At 58.5% G+C, this 17039-nt stretch carries 15 protein-coding genes; 9 read left to right on the forward strand and 6 right to left on the reverse strand.

Features of this window, described 5'->3' with window-relative positions; all coding sequences use genetic code 11:
• Positions 1-105 precede the first annotated feature (105 nt).
• Together dnaG and rpoD are read left to right on the forward strand one after the other, a co-directional pair.
• Positions 106-2073, forward strand: coding sequence for a DNA primase (gene dnaG, locus BLM14_RS04390; RefSeq protein WP_099998265.1), 1968 nt, complete (start codon positions 106-108; stop codon positions 2071-2073).
• 292 nt (positions 2074-2365) lie between these two features.
• Positions 2366-4393 (forward strand): RNA polymerase sigma factor RpoD, encoded by a 2028-nt coding sequence (gene rpoD, locus BLM14_RS04395; protein ID WP_099998266.1) that lies wholly within the window; start codon positions 2366-2368, stop codon positions 4391-4393.
• 72 nt (positions 4394-4465) lie between these two features.
• On the opposite strand, the gene BLM14_RS04400 is transcribed toward rpoD, so the two are convergent.
• The 3 genes from BLM14_RS04400 to BLM14_RS04410 all read right to left on the reverse strand — a co-directional run bounded on the left by BLM14_RS04400 (position 4466) and on the right by BLM14_RS04410 (position 7755).
• Positions 4466-4732, reverse strand: coding sequence for a DUF2798 domain-containing protein (locus BLM14_RS04400; RefSeq protein ID WP_099998267.1), 267 nt, complete (start codon positions 4730-4732; stop codon positions 4466-4468).
• Positions 4733-4950: 218 nt separating this feature from the next.
• Complete coding sequence (locus tag BLM14_RS04405) at positions 4951-5475, reverse strand: TIGR00645 family protein (protein ID WP_099998268.1); 525 nt, start codon at positions 5473-5475, stop codon at positions 4951-4953.
• Positions 5476-5604: 129 nt separating this feature from the next.
• Positions 5605-7755, reverse strand: a complete 2151-nt coding sequence (locus tag BLM14_RS04410; protein ID WP_099998269.1) for an OmpA family protein — start codon at positions 7753-7755, stop codon at positions 5605-5607.
• Positions 7756-8271: 516 nt separating this feature from the next.
• On the opposite strand from BLM14_RS04410, the gene BLM14_RS04415 reads away from it, so the two are divergent.
• Both BLM14_RS04415 and BLM14_RS04420 read left to right on the forward strand, forming a co-directional pair.
• Positions 8272-8733, forward strand: a complete 462-nt coding sequence (locus BLM14_RS04415) for a YcgN family cysteine cluster protein (RefSeq protein ID WP_099998270.1) — start codon at positions 8272-8274, stop codon at positions 8731-8733.
• A 115-nt stretch (positions 8734-8848) separates the two neighbouring features.
• On the forward strand, positions 8849-9205 hold the full coding sequence (locus BLM14_RS04420) for an antifreeze protein (RefSeq protein WP_099998271.1): 357 nt from the start codon (positions 8849-8851) through the stop codon (positions 9203-9205).
• A gap of 380 nt (positions 9206-9585) precedes the next feature.
• On the opposite strand, the gene BLM14_RS04425 is transcribed toward BLM14_RS04420, so the two are convergent.
• Complete coding sequence (locus BLM14_RS04425; protein WP_237143515.1) at positions 9586-10275, reverse strand: SIMPL domain-containing protein; 690 nt, start codon at positions 10273-10275, stop codon at positions 9586-9588.
• Between the two features lie 189 nt (positions 10276-10464).
• On the opposite strand from BLM14_RS04425, the gene BLM14_RS30870 reads away from it, so the two are divergent.
• Complete coding sequence (locus tag BLM14_RS30870) at positions 10465-10758, forward strand: hypothetical protein (RefSeq protein ID WP_108724305.1); 294 nt, start codon at positions 10465-10467, stop codon at positions 10756-10758.
• Between the two features lie 16 nt (positions 10759-10774).
• Here BLM14_RS30870 and BLM14_RS04435 read toward each other — a convergent pair whose 3' ends face one another.
• A complete protein-coding gene (locus tag BLM14_RS04435; protein WP_099998273.1) occupies positions 10775-11446 on the reverse strand; it encodes an HAD family hydrolase in 672 nt (223 codons plus the stop codon).
• Positions 11447-11604: 158 nt separating this feature from the next.
• Here BLM14_RS04435 and BLM14_RS04440 point away from each other — a divergent pair, with 158 nt between their 5' ends.
• The 4 genes from BLM14_RS04440 to BLM14_RS04455 are packed head-to-tail and all read left to right on the forward strand — an operon-like array spanning position 11605 to position 16352.
• Positions 11605-12924, forward strand: coding sequence for an NAD(P)H-dependent oxidoreductase (locus tag BLM14_RS04440; protein ID WP_099998274.1), 1320 nt, complete (start codon positions 11605-11607; stop codon positions 12922-12924).
• A gap of 59 nt (positions 12925-12983) precedes the next feature.
• Positions 12984-14015 (forward strand): thiamine pyrophosphate-dependent dehydrogenase E1 component subunit alpha, encoded by a 1032-nt coding sequence (locus BLM14_RS04445; RefSeq protein ID WP_099998275.1) that lies wholly within the window; start codon positions 12984-12986, stop codon positions 14013-14015.
• Between the two features lie 6 nt (positions 14016-14021).
• Complete coding sequence (locus tag BLM14_RS04450) at positions 14022-15020, forward strand: alpha-ketoacid dehydrogenase subunit beta (protein ID WP_099998276.1); 999 nt, start codon at positions 14022-14024, stop codon at positions 15018-15020.
• 3 nt (positions 15021-15023) lie between these two features.
• On the forward strand, positions 15024-16352 hold the full coding sequence (locus BLM14_RS04455; RefSeq protein WP_099998277.1) for an acetoin dehydrogenase dihydrolipoyllysine-residue acetyltransferase subunit: 1329 nt from the start codon (positions 15024-15026) through the stop codon (positions 16350-16352).
• Here BLM14_RS04455 and BLM14_RS04460 read toward each other — a convergent pair.
• Positions 16333-16971: a hypothetical protein gene (locus BLM14_RS04460; protein ID WP_099998278.1), complete on the reverse strand. Its 639-nt coding sequence runs from the start codon at positions 16969-16971 to the stop codon at positions 16333-16335. The genes BLM14_RS04455 and BLM14_RS04460 overlap by 20 nt on opposite strands.
• Positions 16972-17039 lie beyond the last annotated feature (68 nt).

A 17039-nucleotide genomic window follows, 5' to 3' on the forward strand; every position in this document is an offset into this window, starting at 1 on the left:
GTCCCGATCTTATTTGATGCAGTATGTTCCCGGCTTGAGTGACAGGGCTCCAAGCTGTCAAAAACCGGCTTTCAGAACCGTCAAATTTAACGAACGAAGAGCAGCATGCGATTTCCTCCGTCCTTTCTCGATGAGATCAGGGAGCGTGTACCGATCTCCAGCGTGATCGGGACGCGTGTTTCGTTCGACCGGAAAAAGACAAACGCGCCCAAGGGAGACTTCTGGGCCTGCTGCCCGTTTCATGGCGAGAAATCGCCTAGTTTTCACTGCGAGGACCGCAAGGGCCGTTATCATTGCTTCGGTTGCGGTGTCACTGGCGACCATTTCCGCTTCCTGACGGAACTCGAAGGGCTGAGCTTCCCCGAGGCGGTGCAGCGTGTCGCCGATATGGCGGGCGTGCCCATGCCGGCGCGCGATGCCGAAATGGAAATACGCGAAGCAAAACGCGCCACCCTCTACGACGTCATGGAAATGGCGACCAAGTTCTTCGAGGAGCAGTTGCAGGCCGCGGGCGGTGCGAAGGCGCGTGCCTATCTGCGTGATCGGGGCCTTACTGCCGCGACACAGCATTCATACCGTCTGGGTTATGCTCCCGAGAGCCGCAATGCGCTGAAAGAACATCTGGCATTGAAAGGTGCCACCAAGGAACAGATCGAAGCCTGCGGGCTTGTGGTCTATGGCGACGACAAGCCGGTTTCCTTTGACCGTTTCCGCGACCGTATCATGTTCCCGATCGAGGACTTGCGCGGCCGAATCATTGCCTTTGGCGGCCGGGCGCTCGCGCCCAATGCCATTGCAAAATACATGAATTCCAACGAGACGGAGCTTTTTCACAAGGGCAAGATCCTCTTCAATGCTTTGCGCGCCAGGAAAGCGGCCCAGCCGCAGGGCGGGCAGCCGGCAAAGGCAGTGATTGCCGTCGAAGGTTATATGGATGTCATTGCCCTGGCACAGGCTGGCTTCGCGCAAGCAGTCGCGCCGCTGGGCACCGCGCTGACGGAAGATCAGCTCGATCTGCTCTGGCGCATGTCACCGGAGCCTGTGCTGTGTTTCGACGGCGACAATGCCGGCATCAAGGCGGCGCATCGTGCGATCGATCTGGCATTGCCGGCATTGAAGCCTGGGCGCTCGCTGCGGTTTGCGGTGCTGCCGGAGGGCAAGGATCCCGATGATCTGGTAAAGTCCTCCGGACCGCAGGCCTTTCAGGCAGTGCTCGACGACGCGCGACCCCTGGCCGACATGCTCTGGGCACGCGAGACGAGCGGCGGCGTCTTCGATACGCCCGAGCGGCGTGCGGAACTCGAAGCGCGGCTCAAGCAGATGACGGCGCTGATCGGTGACGAGAATGTGCGCCGTCACTATGCGCAGGATGTCCGCGACCGCATCCAGCAGTTCTTCAACTCCGGCCAGCGTGGCAATGACCGGCGCAACAATGGTCAGCGCGGCAGCAACCAGAACGGCTTTGGCGAGCAGAACGGCTATGGGCAGCGGGGTAGGGGCGCAGCAGCCGGCCGCCTTGCCGTTTCGGACAGCCTGGCGCGTTCGGTTCTGGTGAAGACGACATCGGCAGCGCCGCCGCTCCGCGAGACCGCTATCCTGATGACCTTGTTCAATCATCCGCGTCTGATCGAGGAAGATTTCGAAACGGTTGTCCGGCTTGAATTCAGCCATCCTGACCTGAAGCGCTTTCATGCGGCCATGCTCAATGCCATGGCGGAACATCATGTCGCGAATGGCGCCGAGATGCGCAAGGCGATGGTGGAAACCAGCCACGGTGCGCTGATCGAAGCGCTCGAAGCGCTGACACGGCGTGCCCGCATGTGGACAGCGACAGCGGAAGCAGCGGAAGAGGACGCTTTGGAGGCGTTAAGGCAGGCGGTTCACTTGCATCAGCGCGCAAGTACACTACATAAAGAGCTGAAAGTCGCTGAAACCGCCTTGGCCACGGAAGCCACCGACGAAAACCTCAACCGGCTGCTCGATATTCAGAACGATATTCGCAACGCGCAGGCAACAGAAGCGCTGATCGAAGGGTTCGGAATACCTTCGGGACGGTCGGGTAAGGGTTTTTGACCGAATTGATTCGCTTTTTTACCACGAATCAGTTGAGTCGGGGTTGACGTGGGTCAATAATGACGGAATCAGATTGCGCGGAATTGAAGATATTTGCAGGTCTAGCAGAAAAGCCGGCAAATTCAGCAGATAAGTAGCGTGCTCGCCACCGGGATAACAAGGTTAATCCGCTATTAACGGGATTTCGGCTAGTCGATCATTTATTACCTTTATGGTGTAGGGGAACCGGTGCGGCGCCGCACTCGTTGTTTCCATGCATGAACAAAGCGAACGTCGCTTGGAGATATAGAATATGGCAACAAAGGCAAAGGAAAACGAAGAAGTAGAAGTCGAGCGCGAAGGCGCGCCAGACGGTCCGCTTCTCGACCTTTCCGATGACGCTGTCAAGAAGATGATCAAGCTCGCGAAAAAGCGCGGCTATGTCACGATGGATGAACTCAATGCAGTTCTTCCGTCGGAAGAGGTCACTTCCGAGCAGATCGAAGATACCATGGCCATGCTCAGTGACATGGGCATCAATGTTGTCGAAGACGACGAGCAGGACGCAGACGCCGAAGAAGCCGATAATAGCGGCGACGAGGAGAGCGACGCACGCGAGTTGGCTGAATCAACTGGCACCGCTGTAGCGCCCACAACCACCAAGAAAGAACCGACCGACCGCACCGACGATCCCGTCCGCATGTATCTGCGTGAGATGGGGACGGTGGAGCTGTTGTCGCGCGAAGGCGAAATCGCCATTGCCAAGCGTATCGAGGCAGGCCGCGAGACCATGATCTCGGGCCTGTGCGAAAGCCCGCTGACCTTCCAGGCGATCATCATCTGGCGTGAGGATCTGAACGAGTCGAAGATCCTCCTGCGCGAAATCATCGACCTCGAAACCACTTATGCGGGTCCCGAAGCCAAGCAGGCTCCGGTGATCGAGCGCGTCGAGGAAGAAAAACCTGCCGCTGCCAATGACCGGTCGCGTAGCCGGCGTGACGATGACGATATCACCAATGTTGGCGGAGATACGCCGATCGAGGAAGATGACGACGAGGATGATGAGGCCAATCTGTCGCTTGCCGCGATGGAAGCCGAACTGCGTCCGCAGGTCATGGAAACGCTCGACGTTATCGCCGATACCTACAAGAAGCTGCGCAAGTTGCAGGACCAGCAGGTGGAAAACCGCCTCGCTGCCTCCGGTTCGCTGTCGCCCAGCCAGGAGCGCCGCTACAAGGAACTCAAGGATCAGCTGATCAAGGCGGTCAAGTCGCTCTCGCTGAACCAGAACCGTATCGAAGCGCTGGTCGCGCAGCTCTATGACATCAACAAGCGTCTCGTTCAGAACGAAGGCCGCCTGTTGCGTCTTGCCGAATCCTATGGCGTGCGCCGCGAGGATTTCCTGAAGGAATATCAGGGCAACGAGCTTGACCCGAACTGGCTGAAGGCCGTTTCGAACCTGACGACGCGTGGCTGGAAAGAGTTCACCAAGAACGAAAAAGACACGATCAAGAACCTGCGTACGGAAATCCAGAACATGGCGCAGGAAACCGCCATTTCGATTTCGGAATTCCGCCGCATCGTCAATCAGGTGCAGAAGGGCGAGCGCGAAGCTGCGCTGGCCAAGAAGGAAATGGTCGAGGCCAATCTGCGTCTCGTTATTTCCATTGCCAAGAAATACACCAATCGCGGCCTGCAGTTCCTCGATCTCATCCAGGAAGGCAATATCGGCCTGATGAAGGCGGTCGACAAGTTCGAATACCGCCGTGGTTACAAGTTCTCGACCTATGCAACCTGGTGGATTCGTCAGGCGATCACCCGTTCGATCGCCGATCAGGCACGTACCATCCGTATTCCGGTGCACATGATCGAAACGATCAACAAGATCGTCCGTACCTCGCGCCAGATGCTGCACGAGATCGGTCGCGAGCCGACACCGGAAGAACTGGCTGAAAAGCTCGCGATGCCGCTGGAAAAGGTGCGCAAGGTCCTGAAGATTGCCAAGGAGCCTATTTCGCTCGAAACGCCGGTCGGCGACGAGGAAGATTCGCATCTGGGCGATTTCATCGAGGACAAGAACGCGCTCCTGCCGATCGATGCTGCAATCCAGGCCAATTTGCGCGATACGACGACACGGGTGCTGGCTTCGCTGACACCGCGTGAAGAGCGCGTGTTGCGCATGCGCTTCGGCATTGGCATGAACACCGACCACACGCTGGAAGAAGTCGGTCAGCAGTTCTCGGTAACACGTGAACGCATTCGTCAGATCGAGGCGAAGGCGCTGCGCAAGCTCAAGCATCCGAGCCGGTCGCGCAAACTGCGTTCGTTCCTCGACAGCTGATTTCCTGCGGCTTGCAGAGCCATGAATATGAAACGGGATGGGTGTGAACCCATCCCGTTTTGCATTTGCGCATCAACGGGAGGGCGGTTCACAGAGCCAGCCCACGATCCGCCGCACCGCCGGCAGAACGAGCAGCAAGGTAGGGAAGGCGACAAGCCATGAAAGGCCCCAGGCCATCATCCAATTGTGCGGAAGCTCGGGACGAATGCCGAGATTCTTGACCGTCGAGATGAAGGACACGATGAAGGTCATGAGCACCGACAGAATGAGCGGGGTCACGATGGCAATGTACCGCGCTGGAAGCTTCCGGCGTGGGGGCAACGATTGATTGGAGTTCATGGTTTTTCCGTAAGATAGCGGTCCCATATGCAACGATCCTGAGCCGGATGAACGGCCAATGCCGGTGAACGAGACCGGAGTGGATGCGTTGCCTGACGTAAGACGCTTACGGTGGAACTGAATTTCAGCTCACGGTGGTCCTATACAATTGCGCAAATGTTCTGGCAACAAAAAAGCCCGGCAGTGATGGCCGGGCTTTTGCTTGTCATTGCTCGCTCTCAGAGCGATGGTTCGTTTGATTTCTTTCCGGCCTTTTCCTTGACCATCAGCTTGTCGATATAGGCAAGGAACAGCGCCGAGAAGACGAAGGCAAGGTGGATCAGCGTGAACCACGTCAATTGCTCGGTGCTGAATTGGGTCAGGTTCAAAAACACCTGCAGCAGATGGATCGAGGAAATGGCGACGATGGTCGATGCGACCTTGATCTTGAGTGATCCCGCGTCGATGGTCCCCAGCCAATGCACCTCTTCGGCTTCATCGAAGCGGCTGACGAAGTTTTCATAGCCGGAAATGATCACCATCACGACGAGGCTGGCAACCAGCGCCGCATCGATCAGGCTCAACATTTTCAGGATCGTGTCGGTCTCGTTCAGAATGGTAACCTTGGAGACGAAGTCGACGAGCTTGCCTGCAAAGGAAAAGGCATAGATGGCGAGCGCGAGGGCAAGGCCAAGGTAGAAAACCACCAGAAGCCAGCGCGAGGCGAGGATGATGTTTTCGATGAAGATTTCGATACGTTTCATAAGGTGGGGTCCGGTTGCGGGAAGCTGGGCTTATGCCATCACATAGCGATGAAGGTCATGAACTCAAGCGATAATCACAAAAAACCCGGACCGAAGCCCGGGTTTTTGCCTGCCGATGTGTTGCAGCCGTCAGTTATTGCTGGCCATAGGGGCGACCAGAGGGGTGATGCGACGGATGGCAACACGGCGGTTCTGCTGTTCCGGACCGTCGGCTTTAATTTTCAGATAACGCTCGCCATAGCCCTGGGTTGCCATGTTTTCCGGCGGAATGTCGAACACGTTGGTCAGGGCTTGGGCAACCGACTCGGCACGCTTGTCCGAAAGGACAAGGTTGGCCTGATCCGAACCGACAGCATCCGTATGGCCCTCGATCAGGAACGTCTCGGCCGGGTTCTTCTTGAGGATTTGTGCCATGGCCTTTGCGACGCTTTCGATGCGAACAATCTGGTCCTCGCCAATTTCGGCTGAACCGAACTGGAAGGTGATCGTGTCGAGATCGACGCGGCGAACCTTGTCGCGGATACGGGCCGAGCGTTTGACTTCGTCCACCGAATAGATGCGTTCCACCCGTTCGACCGGCGGCTGCGCAAAGAACTCGTAGACATCCTCTTCAGGCGCTTCTTCGGCATCCATAATGTAATCGCGGACGGGAATAGTCAGGCGAAGCGGCGGCAAGTCATCGCCCGGATCACGCCATTCAAGACGATCCTCGCGGTCGTAGTCAGGCGTATAGGTGAGCAACACCTCACGTCCATCGGGCGTGACGCGGGAACGCTGGATCACATCGCCATAGCGGTTGCGGATCGTGATGATCTGTACGCCATTGTCGCGGACGATGGTTTCGCGTGTACGGCGGCGCGGCAGGTCTTCGTAATAGACCTCCTGCGCATTGCGCGACATGCGGGGGCGATCAGAACTCTCAACGAAGACGTTGTTGTTGACTTCGACGATGGTGCGGTTGTCGAACTGCTTGATCACCTGAACATCAGCTGGACGCTCGTCGGGCCGGCGGTCCCTGGTACGCGTACCCTTTTCGGTCAGGACCGGCTCGATCTTGACGGGAGTGAGTTGCTGCTGGACCTCGGCGTCGGTCGTGGGTGGCGTTGCGGGCTCCTGAGCGACCGGCTTTGCTGCAGCGGGTGCTTCTGTGGCCAGTCCCTTGTCGCCCTTGCCCTTACCCCGATCCTTGCCTTCACGAACAGCTGCTGGCTTGTCGCTGTCGAGAACCGGCGCTGCGTTCTCCGGCAGGGGCGATGCCTCCTGTTGTGCAGGCTGGGTGGCATCGGCGGGCGCCGTCGCGGGAGCAGTTGCATTGCCTTCGGGAACAGGTTGTCCGGTCGCCGGATCTGCAGGTTTTGCAGGCTTGGCTTCGTCGACGGGTACTGCCGGCTTTTCGCCTGTTGTTTGGTCCGGAGTGGTCGCGGGCTGTTCGCCAGCAGGTTTTTCTGCGGTCGCCGGGGTTTCAGGTGTAGCAGCCTGGGCGGGCGCCTTCGGGGCAGCTTTGTCCGCCGCTTTCTTTGCGTCTTCAGCAGCTTTTTCGGTTTGCTTGTCAGCTGCCTTCTGGGCGCCGTCAGCTTTCTTGCGCGCTTCTTCTTCGGTCGCCTTTTGAGCTTCGGCAGCCTTGGCTGCTTCCTGTTCCGCGGCCTTCTTGGCTTTTTCTGCTTCCTTTGCAGTTTCCTGTTCGGCTGCCTTCGCGGCTTCAGCCCCGGATGCTGCCTTCTTGCGTGCTTCTTCCTCGACAGCCTTCTGCTGTTCAGCCGCCTTGTTGGATTCAGCCTCGGTAGCCCGCTTGGCTTTCTCGGCTTCCTGAGCAGCTTCCTTTTCGGCGGCCTTTGCCGCCTTCGCTTCCGCAGCAGCTTTCCGTTTTACTTCTTCTTCGACGGCCTTCTGCTGTTCTGCTGCCTTATCGGCTTCAGCCTGCGCGGCGCGCTGGGCTTCGTCAGCCTTCTGGGCAGCTTCCGCTTCGGCGGCTTTGGCAGCCTGGTCAGCCTGTTGCTTCGCCTGCTTTTCGGCCTGTTGCTGCGCCTTTGCTGCAGCATCGGCCTCTTCCGCGGCGCGCTGTTGGGCTTCCTCGGCCTGCTGTCCAGCCTTCTTTTTCAACACCTCAGCCTCTGGGTCGGCCTGCGGCGCTGCTTCTTCAGCCTGCGCCAGCATCAGCGGCATATTGGAATTGGAGGAGATGAAAGGCCGGTTGAGAGGGGCCTGATCAGCCATCGCCGATGGCGAGGAAAAGAGGATTGCAGTTGAGGCAAAAAAGAGCGCTGTTCGTTTCATTTTCATCCCTGTCTCGCGTTCCTTCTTGTTGAAACACGTCAAATGTTTGTGATCGCAACCTGGTTCCGCTTTGTGGCAACGAATTGTCCGTTGCGATCTTCATTGCAGTTTTATTGCCGGTGGCAATGTGTCGGACCTCGACAATGGCCGAGTCCGAATGCAGTCAGTTTTGCAATGCCAGCCTGTATGTCATGTGAAGAGGCCGTTCATCTTGCGTTCATGTTAGAGCGTCGGGCGGTAAATAAGACGCAGTTCTGTTTCTCGGATGGCGAGACAATCCCACGCGGAAGGTGGCGAGGCCGATGTCTTTCCATCGGACGAAGCAGCCTGACAAAGTGGTTGGCCGCCAGCCGGAAACCCGAAGGCCAAATCCATCGGGCTTCGGCTTCGTCCGATGCACACACATCGGCCTCGCCAAACCCCTCGACCTTGTCCCGAATTCCCTCCGGCAGAACGCGTCCTATTTGCCGTCCGACGCTCTTAAGTTATGGACGCGCAACTACATGCGATGTATTGGAGCGCATGCCTACGGAACCATTCTGGAAAACCAAAACTCTCGACGAGATGAACCGCTCGGAGTGGGAGAGCCTGTGCGACGGCTGTGGCCGTTGCTGCCTGCACAAGCTGGAAGACGAGGACACGGAAGAAATCTATTTCACAACAGTGGCTTGCACCTTGCTGGATGCGGGCACGTGCCAGTGTTCGGACTATGTCAACCGCAAGAAGAAGGTGCCCGACTGCGTCTTCCTGACGCCAGAGATCGTGCGCAGTGTCGATTGGCTGCCGGAGACCTGCGGCTACAGGCTGATCGATGAGGGCAAGGATCTTTACTGGTGGCACCCCCTCGTATCGGGCAGTGCAGAAACCGTACATGAGGCCGGTATTTCGGTCCGGGGCAAAGTCACTGCCTATGACCATGATCTTTCAAGCGATGAAGACTATTTCGAGCACATGATGCAGGCTGAATTGCCATCCCGAGCCTGATCGAGCTGAATGGCGCGTGAACGACGCGTTGAGGGTTTGTTCAGCTCATCTGTGAAAGAAAGGGCGCCTGTCCGGATTTCATATCCCCCAGTCCCGGACAACAGGAGAACACCCCATGGCTAGTCTTTCATTGAAGTTGCTGGCAGTCGGTGCTGCGATCAGCATCGGTGCAATTCTTGGTGCAAACACATCTTACGCCGCGCCGGTTGCTGCTGCCCCGACAGTTGTCGAGCTTGGCGCTGCCGCTGCCCCTCTCGTGCAGGTTGAGTATCGCCGCGGTTATTATCGCCCGCCATATCGCCCCATTGCTGCCTGCACGCCGGGTCAAGCCGCCAGTAAGGCGAACCGCATGGGCATTCGCAATGCGCGCGTGATCGTAAACCGGAACGTCGTCCGTGTTGCCGGCTGGAAGCGCGGCCTGCGCACCTCGGTTGTCTTTGCCCGTGCGCCGGGCTGCCCTTTCATTCGCTAAGGGCTTCGACAGCAATAAAAAGGGTGCCGCAGGGCACCCTTTCGTTTGTTGTGATGAACTGGATCGTGACAATTTCTACAGCTGAGTAATTGCTCAAGTTTATTGAACTTTTAGGGCTCCGAAGAGCTTAAGCCCAAAAGTCCGATTTAACCCGCTGCGGGTAAGTCCATTTATGGGACAGACCCAAACTCCCCACGGGTGTAGTCTGCCCCTCGGCTTACCGCGAAGACACCTTACACACAGCGCCCCGTCTTCGGGCTTGGCCATTAGGGAGGAGCAAACAAAGTACGGTTCCCCAACCGCGTCTTTGTGCTCCTCCCCCTTTTTTTGGAGCCTGCCTTCACGGCCGGCGCCTCCATAATTTGGTCCGATCTGTGCGGCTAGTTTTTCAATTCGAACGTCACGTTCACATTCACATTATAGGTGTTTTCACCTGCGGCGACCGGAACGGAATCGGCGGGTGCCGCGGCCATCATCTTGGACTCCCTCATCGGCATGGGGCGCGGATTGAACGACTGCTCGCTGATCTCGATGACCTTACCAAGGCTGACACCTGCCGCCTCCGTCAAGGTCTTTGCCTTGGCCACGGCATTGGTGACGGCCTTCTTGCGCGCCTCTTCGAGGATCGCTTCGGGCTTGTCATTGGTGAAGAAAAGATTACCGCCCTGGTTGACGCCAAGCGTTACTGACTGATCGAGGATCTCGCCCACCTTCTTCAGATCGCGCACGCGCACCGTCAGCGAATTGGAGACCGCATAACCAACGATCTTCGGTGCCTGCGGCGGCTGCGTATTGTCCTTGTTTTCCGGATAGACATAGCGCGGGTCGATGCTGAAACCCGACGTCTGCAGGTCGCGATCGGCAATACCCGCTTTCTTCATTGCATCCAGCACCTTGGCCATGGCTTCGTTATTGGCCGTCAGGGCCTCGCGTGCCGTTGGCTTTTCCTGCAGAACGACCAGCGAAAGTACCGCCATGTCCGGAGCGGCAGCAGCTTCGCCTTCTCCCGTAACCGTAATACGCGGATGCGGTGCTTCGTCTGCTACAGCAGCGAAAGGTACAGCCATCATTGCAGTTGCTGCGAAAGCCAGCGTCAGAAGTTTTGGTGTCATGGATATCTCCCCAGATGAAGTGACGCTGCTGCGTCGCAGGTGATTATGGGTGGATTAGGGCAAAAGGCAAAACTTTTGGCGGCGTTATGCTTCGTGCATCCAAATGCCTTTATGCGCGTTTCTCTTTCAGGAAGAAGGAAGAGAATTATGACAAGCGAAAAAAACAAGAACAGCCCTGAAAAGACCAAGGGGCGCGAAGGTCCGGCAGAAGTATCGATAAAGCCGCAGGATTGGAGTGACGTCAATTCGCAGGAAATGCCGATCGATGACGAGTTGGCAATTCGCGGCGAGCGGCACATAGCATCGGAGGATGCGGGTGACCTGTCAGAAGACGATGATGACAACCCCTATCAGAACAGCGATGACGCCTTGCCCGACGATGAAGAGGAGGACGAAATTACCCGCGACCCGGAGCGGGAAGGGCACCGCTTCGGCGACTAGCCCCTCCCGCAATTGCTCAGTCATTGGGCGCGCGCATCCAATAGGCGATGTCCTTCCAGTCGGCGAACACCGCCACCGCGCCCTTGTCGAGGAGGGCTTGCGCATGTGACCCGTAGGTGTGCGCACCGCCGGTATAGCCGATGGCGGTCATGCCGGCGGCGACCGCGCCTTCAACACCGAAGGGTGAGTCCTCGATCACCACGCAGCCCTTTGGATCGGCCTTCATCTCGCTGGCGGCATGCAAAAAGAGGTCCGGTGCGGGCTTGCCGCGCTTGACCATGGATGAACTGTAGATCGCATTGCCAAAACAGGCAGCAAGGCCTGTCGTCTCAAGGCTGAAATGAATGCGTTCCAGTGATGAGGACGAGGCGACGCATCGCCGTGTCTCCAGCTTTTCAAGCAGTGCCTTGATGCCGGGTGTCGGCTGTAGTGACTGGCTGAACACACGTCTGGTTTCCGGCCACAGTCCGGTTTCCGCTGTATCCGGGAGCTGGTGGCCGGTCAGTTCGGCGATTCGCTTGATGATGTCGGACTGCTTCATGCCAACGCATTGCGCGATCGTGCCTTCCGGGAGCGGCATTCCCTGATTGGCATAGACATTGTGATAGGCAAGAGCTGCCAGGGGCTCGCTGTCAACAAGCACGCCATCGCAATCAAATATCACCAGATCAAATCGGTTCTGCGGCATTTTCGTCCTCTTTATCACGCGCTTCACGGGCTTTTACCCGCCCGTCCTTACCGTTCTTATAATGCACATAGGTCTTGACTAAAATACAAATGTTCAATATTCGATGATTGTAATTTGAACGGCTTCGGACACCGAACAGAGGCCGCGGAGGAGACATTATGGCTACGAATGTTGCATTGACGGGATTGGCGCGAGACATGCAGGCCCGGGCGGAGACGGGCCGACCGATCCGCATCGGCCTGATCGGTTCGGGCGAGATGGGCACGGACATCGTTACCCGGGTGGCGCATATGCCCGGCATCGAGATCGGGGCGATTTCCGAACTGAACCTGCCGAACGCCCTGAAGGCGGTCGATATCGCCTATCAGGAACAGGGCCATTCGCGCGAAGTCGCCACTGCCTCCAGCTTGAGCGCGGCGATGGAGGCCGGCAAGATCGCCGTCACCAGTGATGCCAATCTCATCCTCGAGAACGATCTGATCGACGTGGTCATCGATGCGACCGGCGTGCCGGCGGTCGGGGCGGAGATCGGCCTGCGGGCGATGGAACACGGCAAGCATCTGGTGATGATGAATGTCGAGGCGGACGTGACCATCGGCGCCTATCTGAAGAGCGAGGCCGACCGGCTCGGCGTCACCTATTCGCTGGGGGCGGGCGATGAGCCATCGTCCTGCATGGAGCTGATCGAGTTCGTCTCGGCCATGGGCCATCCGATCGTTGCCGCCGGCAAGGGCAAGAACAACCCGCTCAACATCGATGCCATTCCCGACGATTACGAGGAAGAAGCCGCCCGCCGCCACATGAATGTGCGCATGCTGGTCGAGTTCGTCGACGGCTCGAAAACCATGGTGGAGATGGCGGCGATCGCCAATGCCACCGGGCTGGTGCCGGACCGGCCGGGCATGCATGGCCCGGCGGCCACGCTGGATCAACTGTCGAAGGTGCTGGTGCCGGAAAAGGATGGGGGCGTGCTGTCGAAGGTCGGTGTCGTCGACTATTCGATCGGCAAGGGCGTGGCGCCCGGCGTCTTCGTCGTCGCCGACATGTCGCATCCGCGCATTTGCGAACGCATGGAAGATTTGAAGATGGGCAAGGGCCCGTATTTCACCTTCCACCGGCCGTATCATCTGACCTCGCTCGAGGTGCCGCTGACCTGCGCCCGCGTCGTGCTCTACGGCAAGGCCGACATGGTGCCGCTGGCCAAGCCGGTCGCAGAGGTCTGTGCGGTGGCGAAGAAGGATCTGAAGCCCGGCGACACCCTCGATGCCATCGGCGAATATTGCTACCGCGCCTGGATCATGACGGCGGGCGAAGCGCGCAGTGCCGGCGCCATCCCCTGCGGCCTGTTGCAGGGCGGCAGCGTCACCGCCCCGATCGCCAAGGGCGAGCTGATCACCAGCGTCAATGCCGCCCCGGCCGCCGGCTCCAAGATCGTCGAATTGCGGGCACGGCAGGACAGGCTCGTCTACGGCGCGTGAGCGACGCAGACTCATCGACGCAGAGAAAAGTTCAAGGCAACCAGACAAGGAGTGCCGACATGGCATCCGCCAGAAGTTCAAGTGCCAAGCGACAAGATGACGGGAGCAATCTTCCCTTCGCGTTCCGGCATTATCCCCCGGAACAGCTGAAGGAAGCCCTGCGCAAGATGTATCTTATCCGCCGGTTCGAAGAGGGTGCGGAGGAATCCTATACGCGTGGCCTCATTCACGGCACGATGCATCTTTCCATCGGTCAGGAAGCCAGCGCAGTCGGCATTTCCCTGCCGCTCAGCGAGGATGACATGATCACCTCGACCCATCGCGGTCATGGTCATTGCATCGCCAAGGGTGCGGAAGTGTCGAAGATGTTCGCAGAGTTCTTCGGCAAGGAGACCGGATATTGCAAGGGCCGCGGCGGCTCGATGCATATTGCCGATGTCTCGAAGGGCAATCTCGGCGCCAACGGTATTGTCGGCGGCGGCATCCCGATTGCCGTCGGTGCAGCGCTTTCGGCCAAGAAACAGAAGAACGGCAAGGTCGTCATCTCCTATTTCGGCGATGGCGCCAACAATGAGGGTGCCTTTCACGAGGCGCTCAACATGGCTTCGGTCTGGAAGCTTCCGGTCGTTTTCGTCTGCGAAAACAATGGCTATGGCATGTCGACTTCGACCAAGCGTTCCACCGCCGTCGCCAATGTCGCCGACCGCGCCGTTGCCTATAACATGCCGGGCGTGATCGTCGACGGCAACAATCTGTCGGATGTCGCCGAGGCCTCGCATGGGGCGGTCGAGCGAGCACGCCGGGGCGAGGGGCCGACGCTGATCGAGTGCAAGACCTATCGCCACCGCGGCCATTCCAAGAGCGATCGCAACCGATATCGCACCAAGGAAGAAATCGAGGACTGGATCACAAATCGCGATCCTATCCATCTGTTCGAAGATCAGCTGAAGGAATTCGGTTTCGTCAACGACGCCGATATCAAAGCAATCCGTGCGGATGCCGAGAAGGAAATCGCCGAAGCGATCGAGTTCGCCAAGAACAGCCCATCGCCAACCCTCGATAATCTGACACGCGACGTTTACACGGACTGAAATTAGATGAATGAGATAATCCGCGAACTGAGCTACTCGCAAGCGATCCAGGAAGCCATGGCGATTGCCATGGAGGCCGATGACCGCGTGTTCCTGATGGGTGAGGATATCGGCGTCTATGGCGGTGCCTTTCAGGTGACCGGCGATCTGGTGCAGCGTTTCGGCGAAGACCGGGTAATGGATACGCCGATCTCAGAACTTGGCGGTGCGGGTGTCGCCGTCGGTGCGGCATTAACTGGCATGCGGCCGATCTTCGAATTCCAGTTCTCGGATTTTGCCGCGCTGGCGATGGAGCAGATCGTCAACCAGGCGGCCAAGATCCGCTACATGCTTGGCGGCGCAGTCTCGGTGCCGCTGGTGATGCGATTTCCAGCGGGTTCCGGCACCGGCGCGGCGGCACAGCACAGCCAGAGCCTGGAAGCGTGGTTCGGCCATGTGCCGGGGCTCAAGGTGATCCAGCCTTCGACGCCTTACGATGCCAAGGGTATGCTGCTGGCGGCTATCGAAGACCCGGATCCTGTGATGATCTTCGAACACAAGCTTCTCTACAAGATGAAAGGTCCAGTGCCCGAGGGCCATTACACCGTGCCGATCGGCAAGGCCGCGGTCGTTCGTGAAGGCACGGACCTGACCATCGTTGCCTCTGCCATCATGGTGCACAAGGCGCTCGAAGCGGCGCAGGAGCTCGCAAAGGAAGGCATCAACGTTGAGGTCGTCGATCTGCGTACCGTGCGGCCGATGGACAAGGAGACGATCATCGCCAGCGTCAAGAAGACGTCGAAGCTGATGTGCGTCTATGAAGGCGTCAAGACGCTGGGCGTCGGCGCGGAAGTCAGCGCGATGATCGCCGAGAGCGAGGCCTTCGACTATCTCGATGCGCCGATCGTGCGCCTTGGCGGTGCCGAAACACCAATTCCCTACAATCCTGAGCTGGAAAAGGCGACCGTGCCGCAAGTACCAGGCATTCTGAAGAGCGCCCGTGATCTGGTTAAAGGGGTTCGTTAGGCCATGCCCGTCGAAGTGATCCTGCCCAAGGTCGATATGGATATGGAGAGCGGCCAGATCTCGCGCTGGTACGCCAAGGATGGCGACAGCGTATCCAAGGGCCAGCTGCTGTTCGAAATCGAAACCGACAAGGCGGCCATGGAAGTGGATGCGCCGTCCTCGGGTATCTTGCGCGATGTGAAGCCGCAGGGCGCAGTCGTACCTGTGGGACAGGCTGTGGCGTGGATCTACGGCGAGGGCGAAGTCTATAACGCGGCGGCACCAGCCAAGGAGCAGGCCGAGAAACCTGTCGTGGCCGAAGAAGCAAAGTCTGCCGTTCAACCGGCTGAAACTGCGCCCGTGAAACCTGCTCCAGTCGCTCCCGAGACCAATGGGGTCCGGGCCACGCCTCTGGCACGGCGGATCGCCAGGGAAGCCGGGATCGATCTAAGCTCCCTCAAGGGCTCCGGCCCGAAAGGCCGTATCCAGAAAAAAGACGTCGAGGGTGGTTTTGCCGTAACGGCGCCTGTTGTTGCCAGGCCATCAGCGCCCGCACGATCGCCGGTGGTTCAAGACAGCGATGCTCCCCTGCACGCGGTCTGGCTGCGCCAGGGCAATGGTTCAGGCCGGGCGCCGCTGGTCCTTATCCATGGCTTCGGGTCCGATCTCAACAGCTGGCGTCCGATGCTGGGCGGCGGAACACTGGACAATCCCATCCTTGCTATCGATCTGCCGGGTCATGGCGGTTCGACGCACACTATTCCGGACGAGCTCGACGGGATCGCCACCCAAGTCGAGCAAACCATTGCTGCCCATTATTCGGGCCCGATCATCCTGGTCGGACACTCCTTTGGCGGCGCGATAGCAACGGAAATTGCTGCGCGCAGCAATCTCGATATCCGTGCTTTGACGCTGATCGCGCCGGCTGGGCTCGGTCCGGAAATCAATGGTGCATTCCTTTCAGGATTTGTCCGCGCCCGCACGGAGGCAAGCCTCGTCGCCTGGATGAAGCAGCTGGTGCCGGATGAAAGCCTGCTGACCAAGCCATTCATCAACGCGACGCTGGCGCAATCACAAGATGTGGCGTTGCGCGATGCGCAGCAGCTCGTTGCCGACCGGTTCTTTGCCGACGGGACTCAGGTTTTCGGTATAAGGCAAAGCCTCGGCAAGCTGACAATTCCCGTCCGCGTCATCTTCGGCGCGGCGGACCGTGTCATTCCTGCGGTGCATGCGACCGGCCTGCCAGGCGAGATTGCGGTGCACGTCTTTGCCGGGACGGGCCATATGCCCCAGCTCGAGCAGCGCGAGAAAATCATGCGGATCCTGCGCGAGGTCAGCCAGTCGGCAGGGTAGTGTTGCCGGACTTTGACGGGACCATCGCCCGCTGAATGGCGCTGCGGGCGGAAGCCAGGTTGGGCATGACCCAATTGGGTTCGGCGCCAAGAAACTTGTCAAGAAATGCAATGGCATAGCCCGGCATTTCCTGAACGTTTTCGCGGTAGGACCACCAAGTACGCAGATCATCGGCGCATTTATCGATCTGCGGCGCCGTACCGAATTCCTGCTCGCATATGGCCGCAATCGCCCCGACGCAGTAGTTCGTATAAAGGAAGCCTTCAGGCCAGAATGCGATGATATCCTGCTTCTCGGAGGCTTGAGAATCGCCGTGCTTGGGCTGGCCGCGTACCTTTGCCGGAGCTTCGGTGATGAGCTCCTTGAGAACGAGACCGGCGGCGAAAATAATGAAATCCTTCCGGTCGAGCCGGGCGTAGGATTTCTGCTGTTCGACCGTTTCGATCCAGTTGAGAAACGCCCGTGTCAGCTTGGTTTCATCAATGGCAAAGTGATAGCCATAATGATCGGCAATGACCGCGGCATTCTTGCGAAAAGCCATGCGGAACCAGCGCAGTTGGCGCAGGCGATGCCGTAAATCCGGCATGTGGACCAATTCGTCTCTAAACAGAAAATCCATGCCTTCTCACTTTCAATTTCAGTGTAGCACGTCATACGCTTTCATGCAGCACAAGCCAAGTTTTCAGC

It is taken from the genome of Phyllobacterium zundukense (genome assembly GCF_002764115.1).
Lineage (GTDB): Bacteria > Pseudomonadota > Alphaproteobacteria > Rhizobiales > Rhizobiaceae > Phyllobacterium > Phyllobacterium zundukense.

What these genes read in the sequence shown, in the direction of transcription:
- BLM14_RS04415 (WP_099998270.1), top strand. Translation starts at nt 8,272, where the DNA reads ATGCCTACGGAACCATTCTGGAAAACCAAAACTCTCGACGAGATGAAC.
- BLM14_RS04410 (WP_099998269.1), bottom strand. Translation starts at nt 7,755, where the DNA reads ATGAAAATGAAACGAACAGCGCTCTTTTTTGCCTCAACTGCAATCCTC.
- BLM14_RS30870 (WP_108724305.1), top strand. Translation starts at nt 10,465, where the DNA reads ATGACAAGCGAAAAAAACAAGAACAGCCCTGAAAAGACCAAGGGGCGC.
- BLM14_RS04445 (WP_099998275.1), top strand. Translation starts at nt 12,984, where the DNA reads ATGGCATCCGCCAGAAGTTCAAGTGCCAAGCGACAAGATGACGGGAGC.
- BLM14_RS04425 (WP_237143515.1), bottom strand. Translation starts at nt 10,275, where the DNA reads ATGATGGCTGTACCTTTCGCTGCTGTAGCAGACGAAGCACCGCATCCG.
- BLM14_RS04455 (WP_099998277.1), top strand. Translation starts at nt 15,024, where the DNA reads ATGCCCGTCGAAGTGATCCTGCCCAAGGTCGATATGGATATGGAGAGC.
- BLM14_RS04405 (WP_099998268.1), bottom strand. Translation starts at nt 5,475, where the DNA reads ATGAAACGTATCGAAATCTTCATCGAAAACATCATCCTCGCCTCGCGC.
- BLM14_RS04460 (WP_099998278.1), bottom strand. Translation starts at nt 16,971, where the DNA reads ATGGATTTTCTGTTTAGAGACGAATTGGTCCACATGCCGGATTTACGG.
- dnaG (WP_099998265.1), top strand. Translation starts at nt 106, where the DNA reads ATGCGATTTCCTCCGTCCTTTCTCGATGAGATCAGGGAGCGTGTACCG.
- BLM14_RS04450 (WP_099998276.1), top strand. Translation starts at nt 14,022, where the DNA reads ATGAATGAGATAATCCGCGAACTGAGCTACTCGCAAGCGATCCAGGAA.
- BLM14_RS04400 (WP_099998267.1), bottom strand. Translation starts at nt 4,732, where the DNA reads ATGAACTCCAATCAATCGTTGCCCCCACGCCGGAAGCTTCCAGCGCGG.
- rpoD (WP_099998266.1), top strand. Translation starts at nt 2,366, where the DNA reads ATGGCAACAAAGGCAAAGGAAAACGAAGAAGTAGAAGTCGAGCGCGAA.
- BLM14_RS04435 (WP_099998273.1), bottom strand. Translation starts at nt 11,446, where the DNA reads ATGCCGCAGAACCGATTTGATCTGGTGATATTTGATTGCGATGGCGTG.
- BLM14_RS04440 (WP_099998274.1), top strand. Translation starts at nt 11,605, where the DNA reads ATGGCTACGAATGTTGCATTGACGGGATTGGCGCGAGACATGCAGGCC.
- BLM14_RS04420 (WP_099998271.1), top strand. Translation starts at nt 8,849, where the DNA reads ATGGCTAGTCTTTCATTGAAGTTGCTGGCAGTCGGTGCTGCGATCAGC.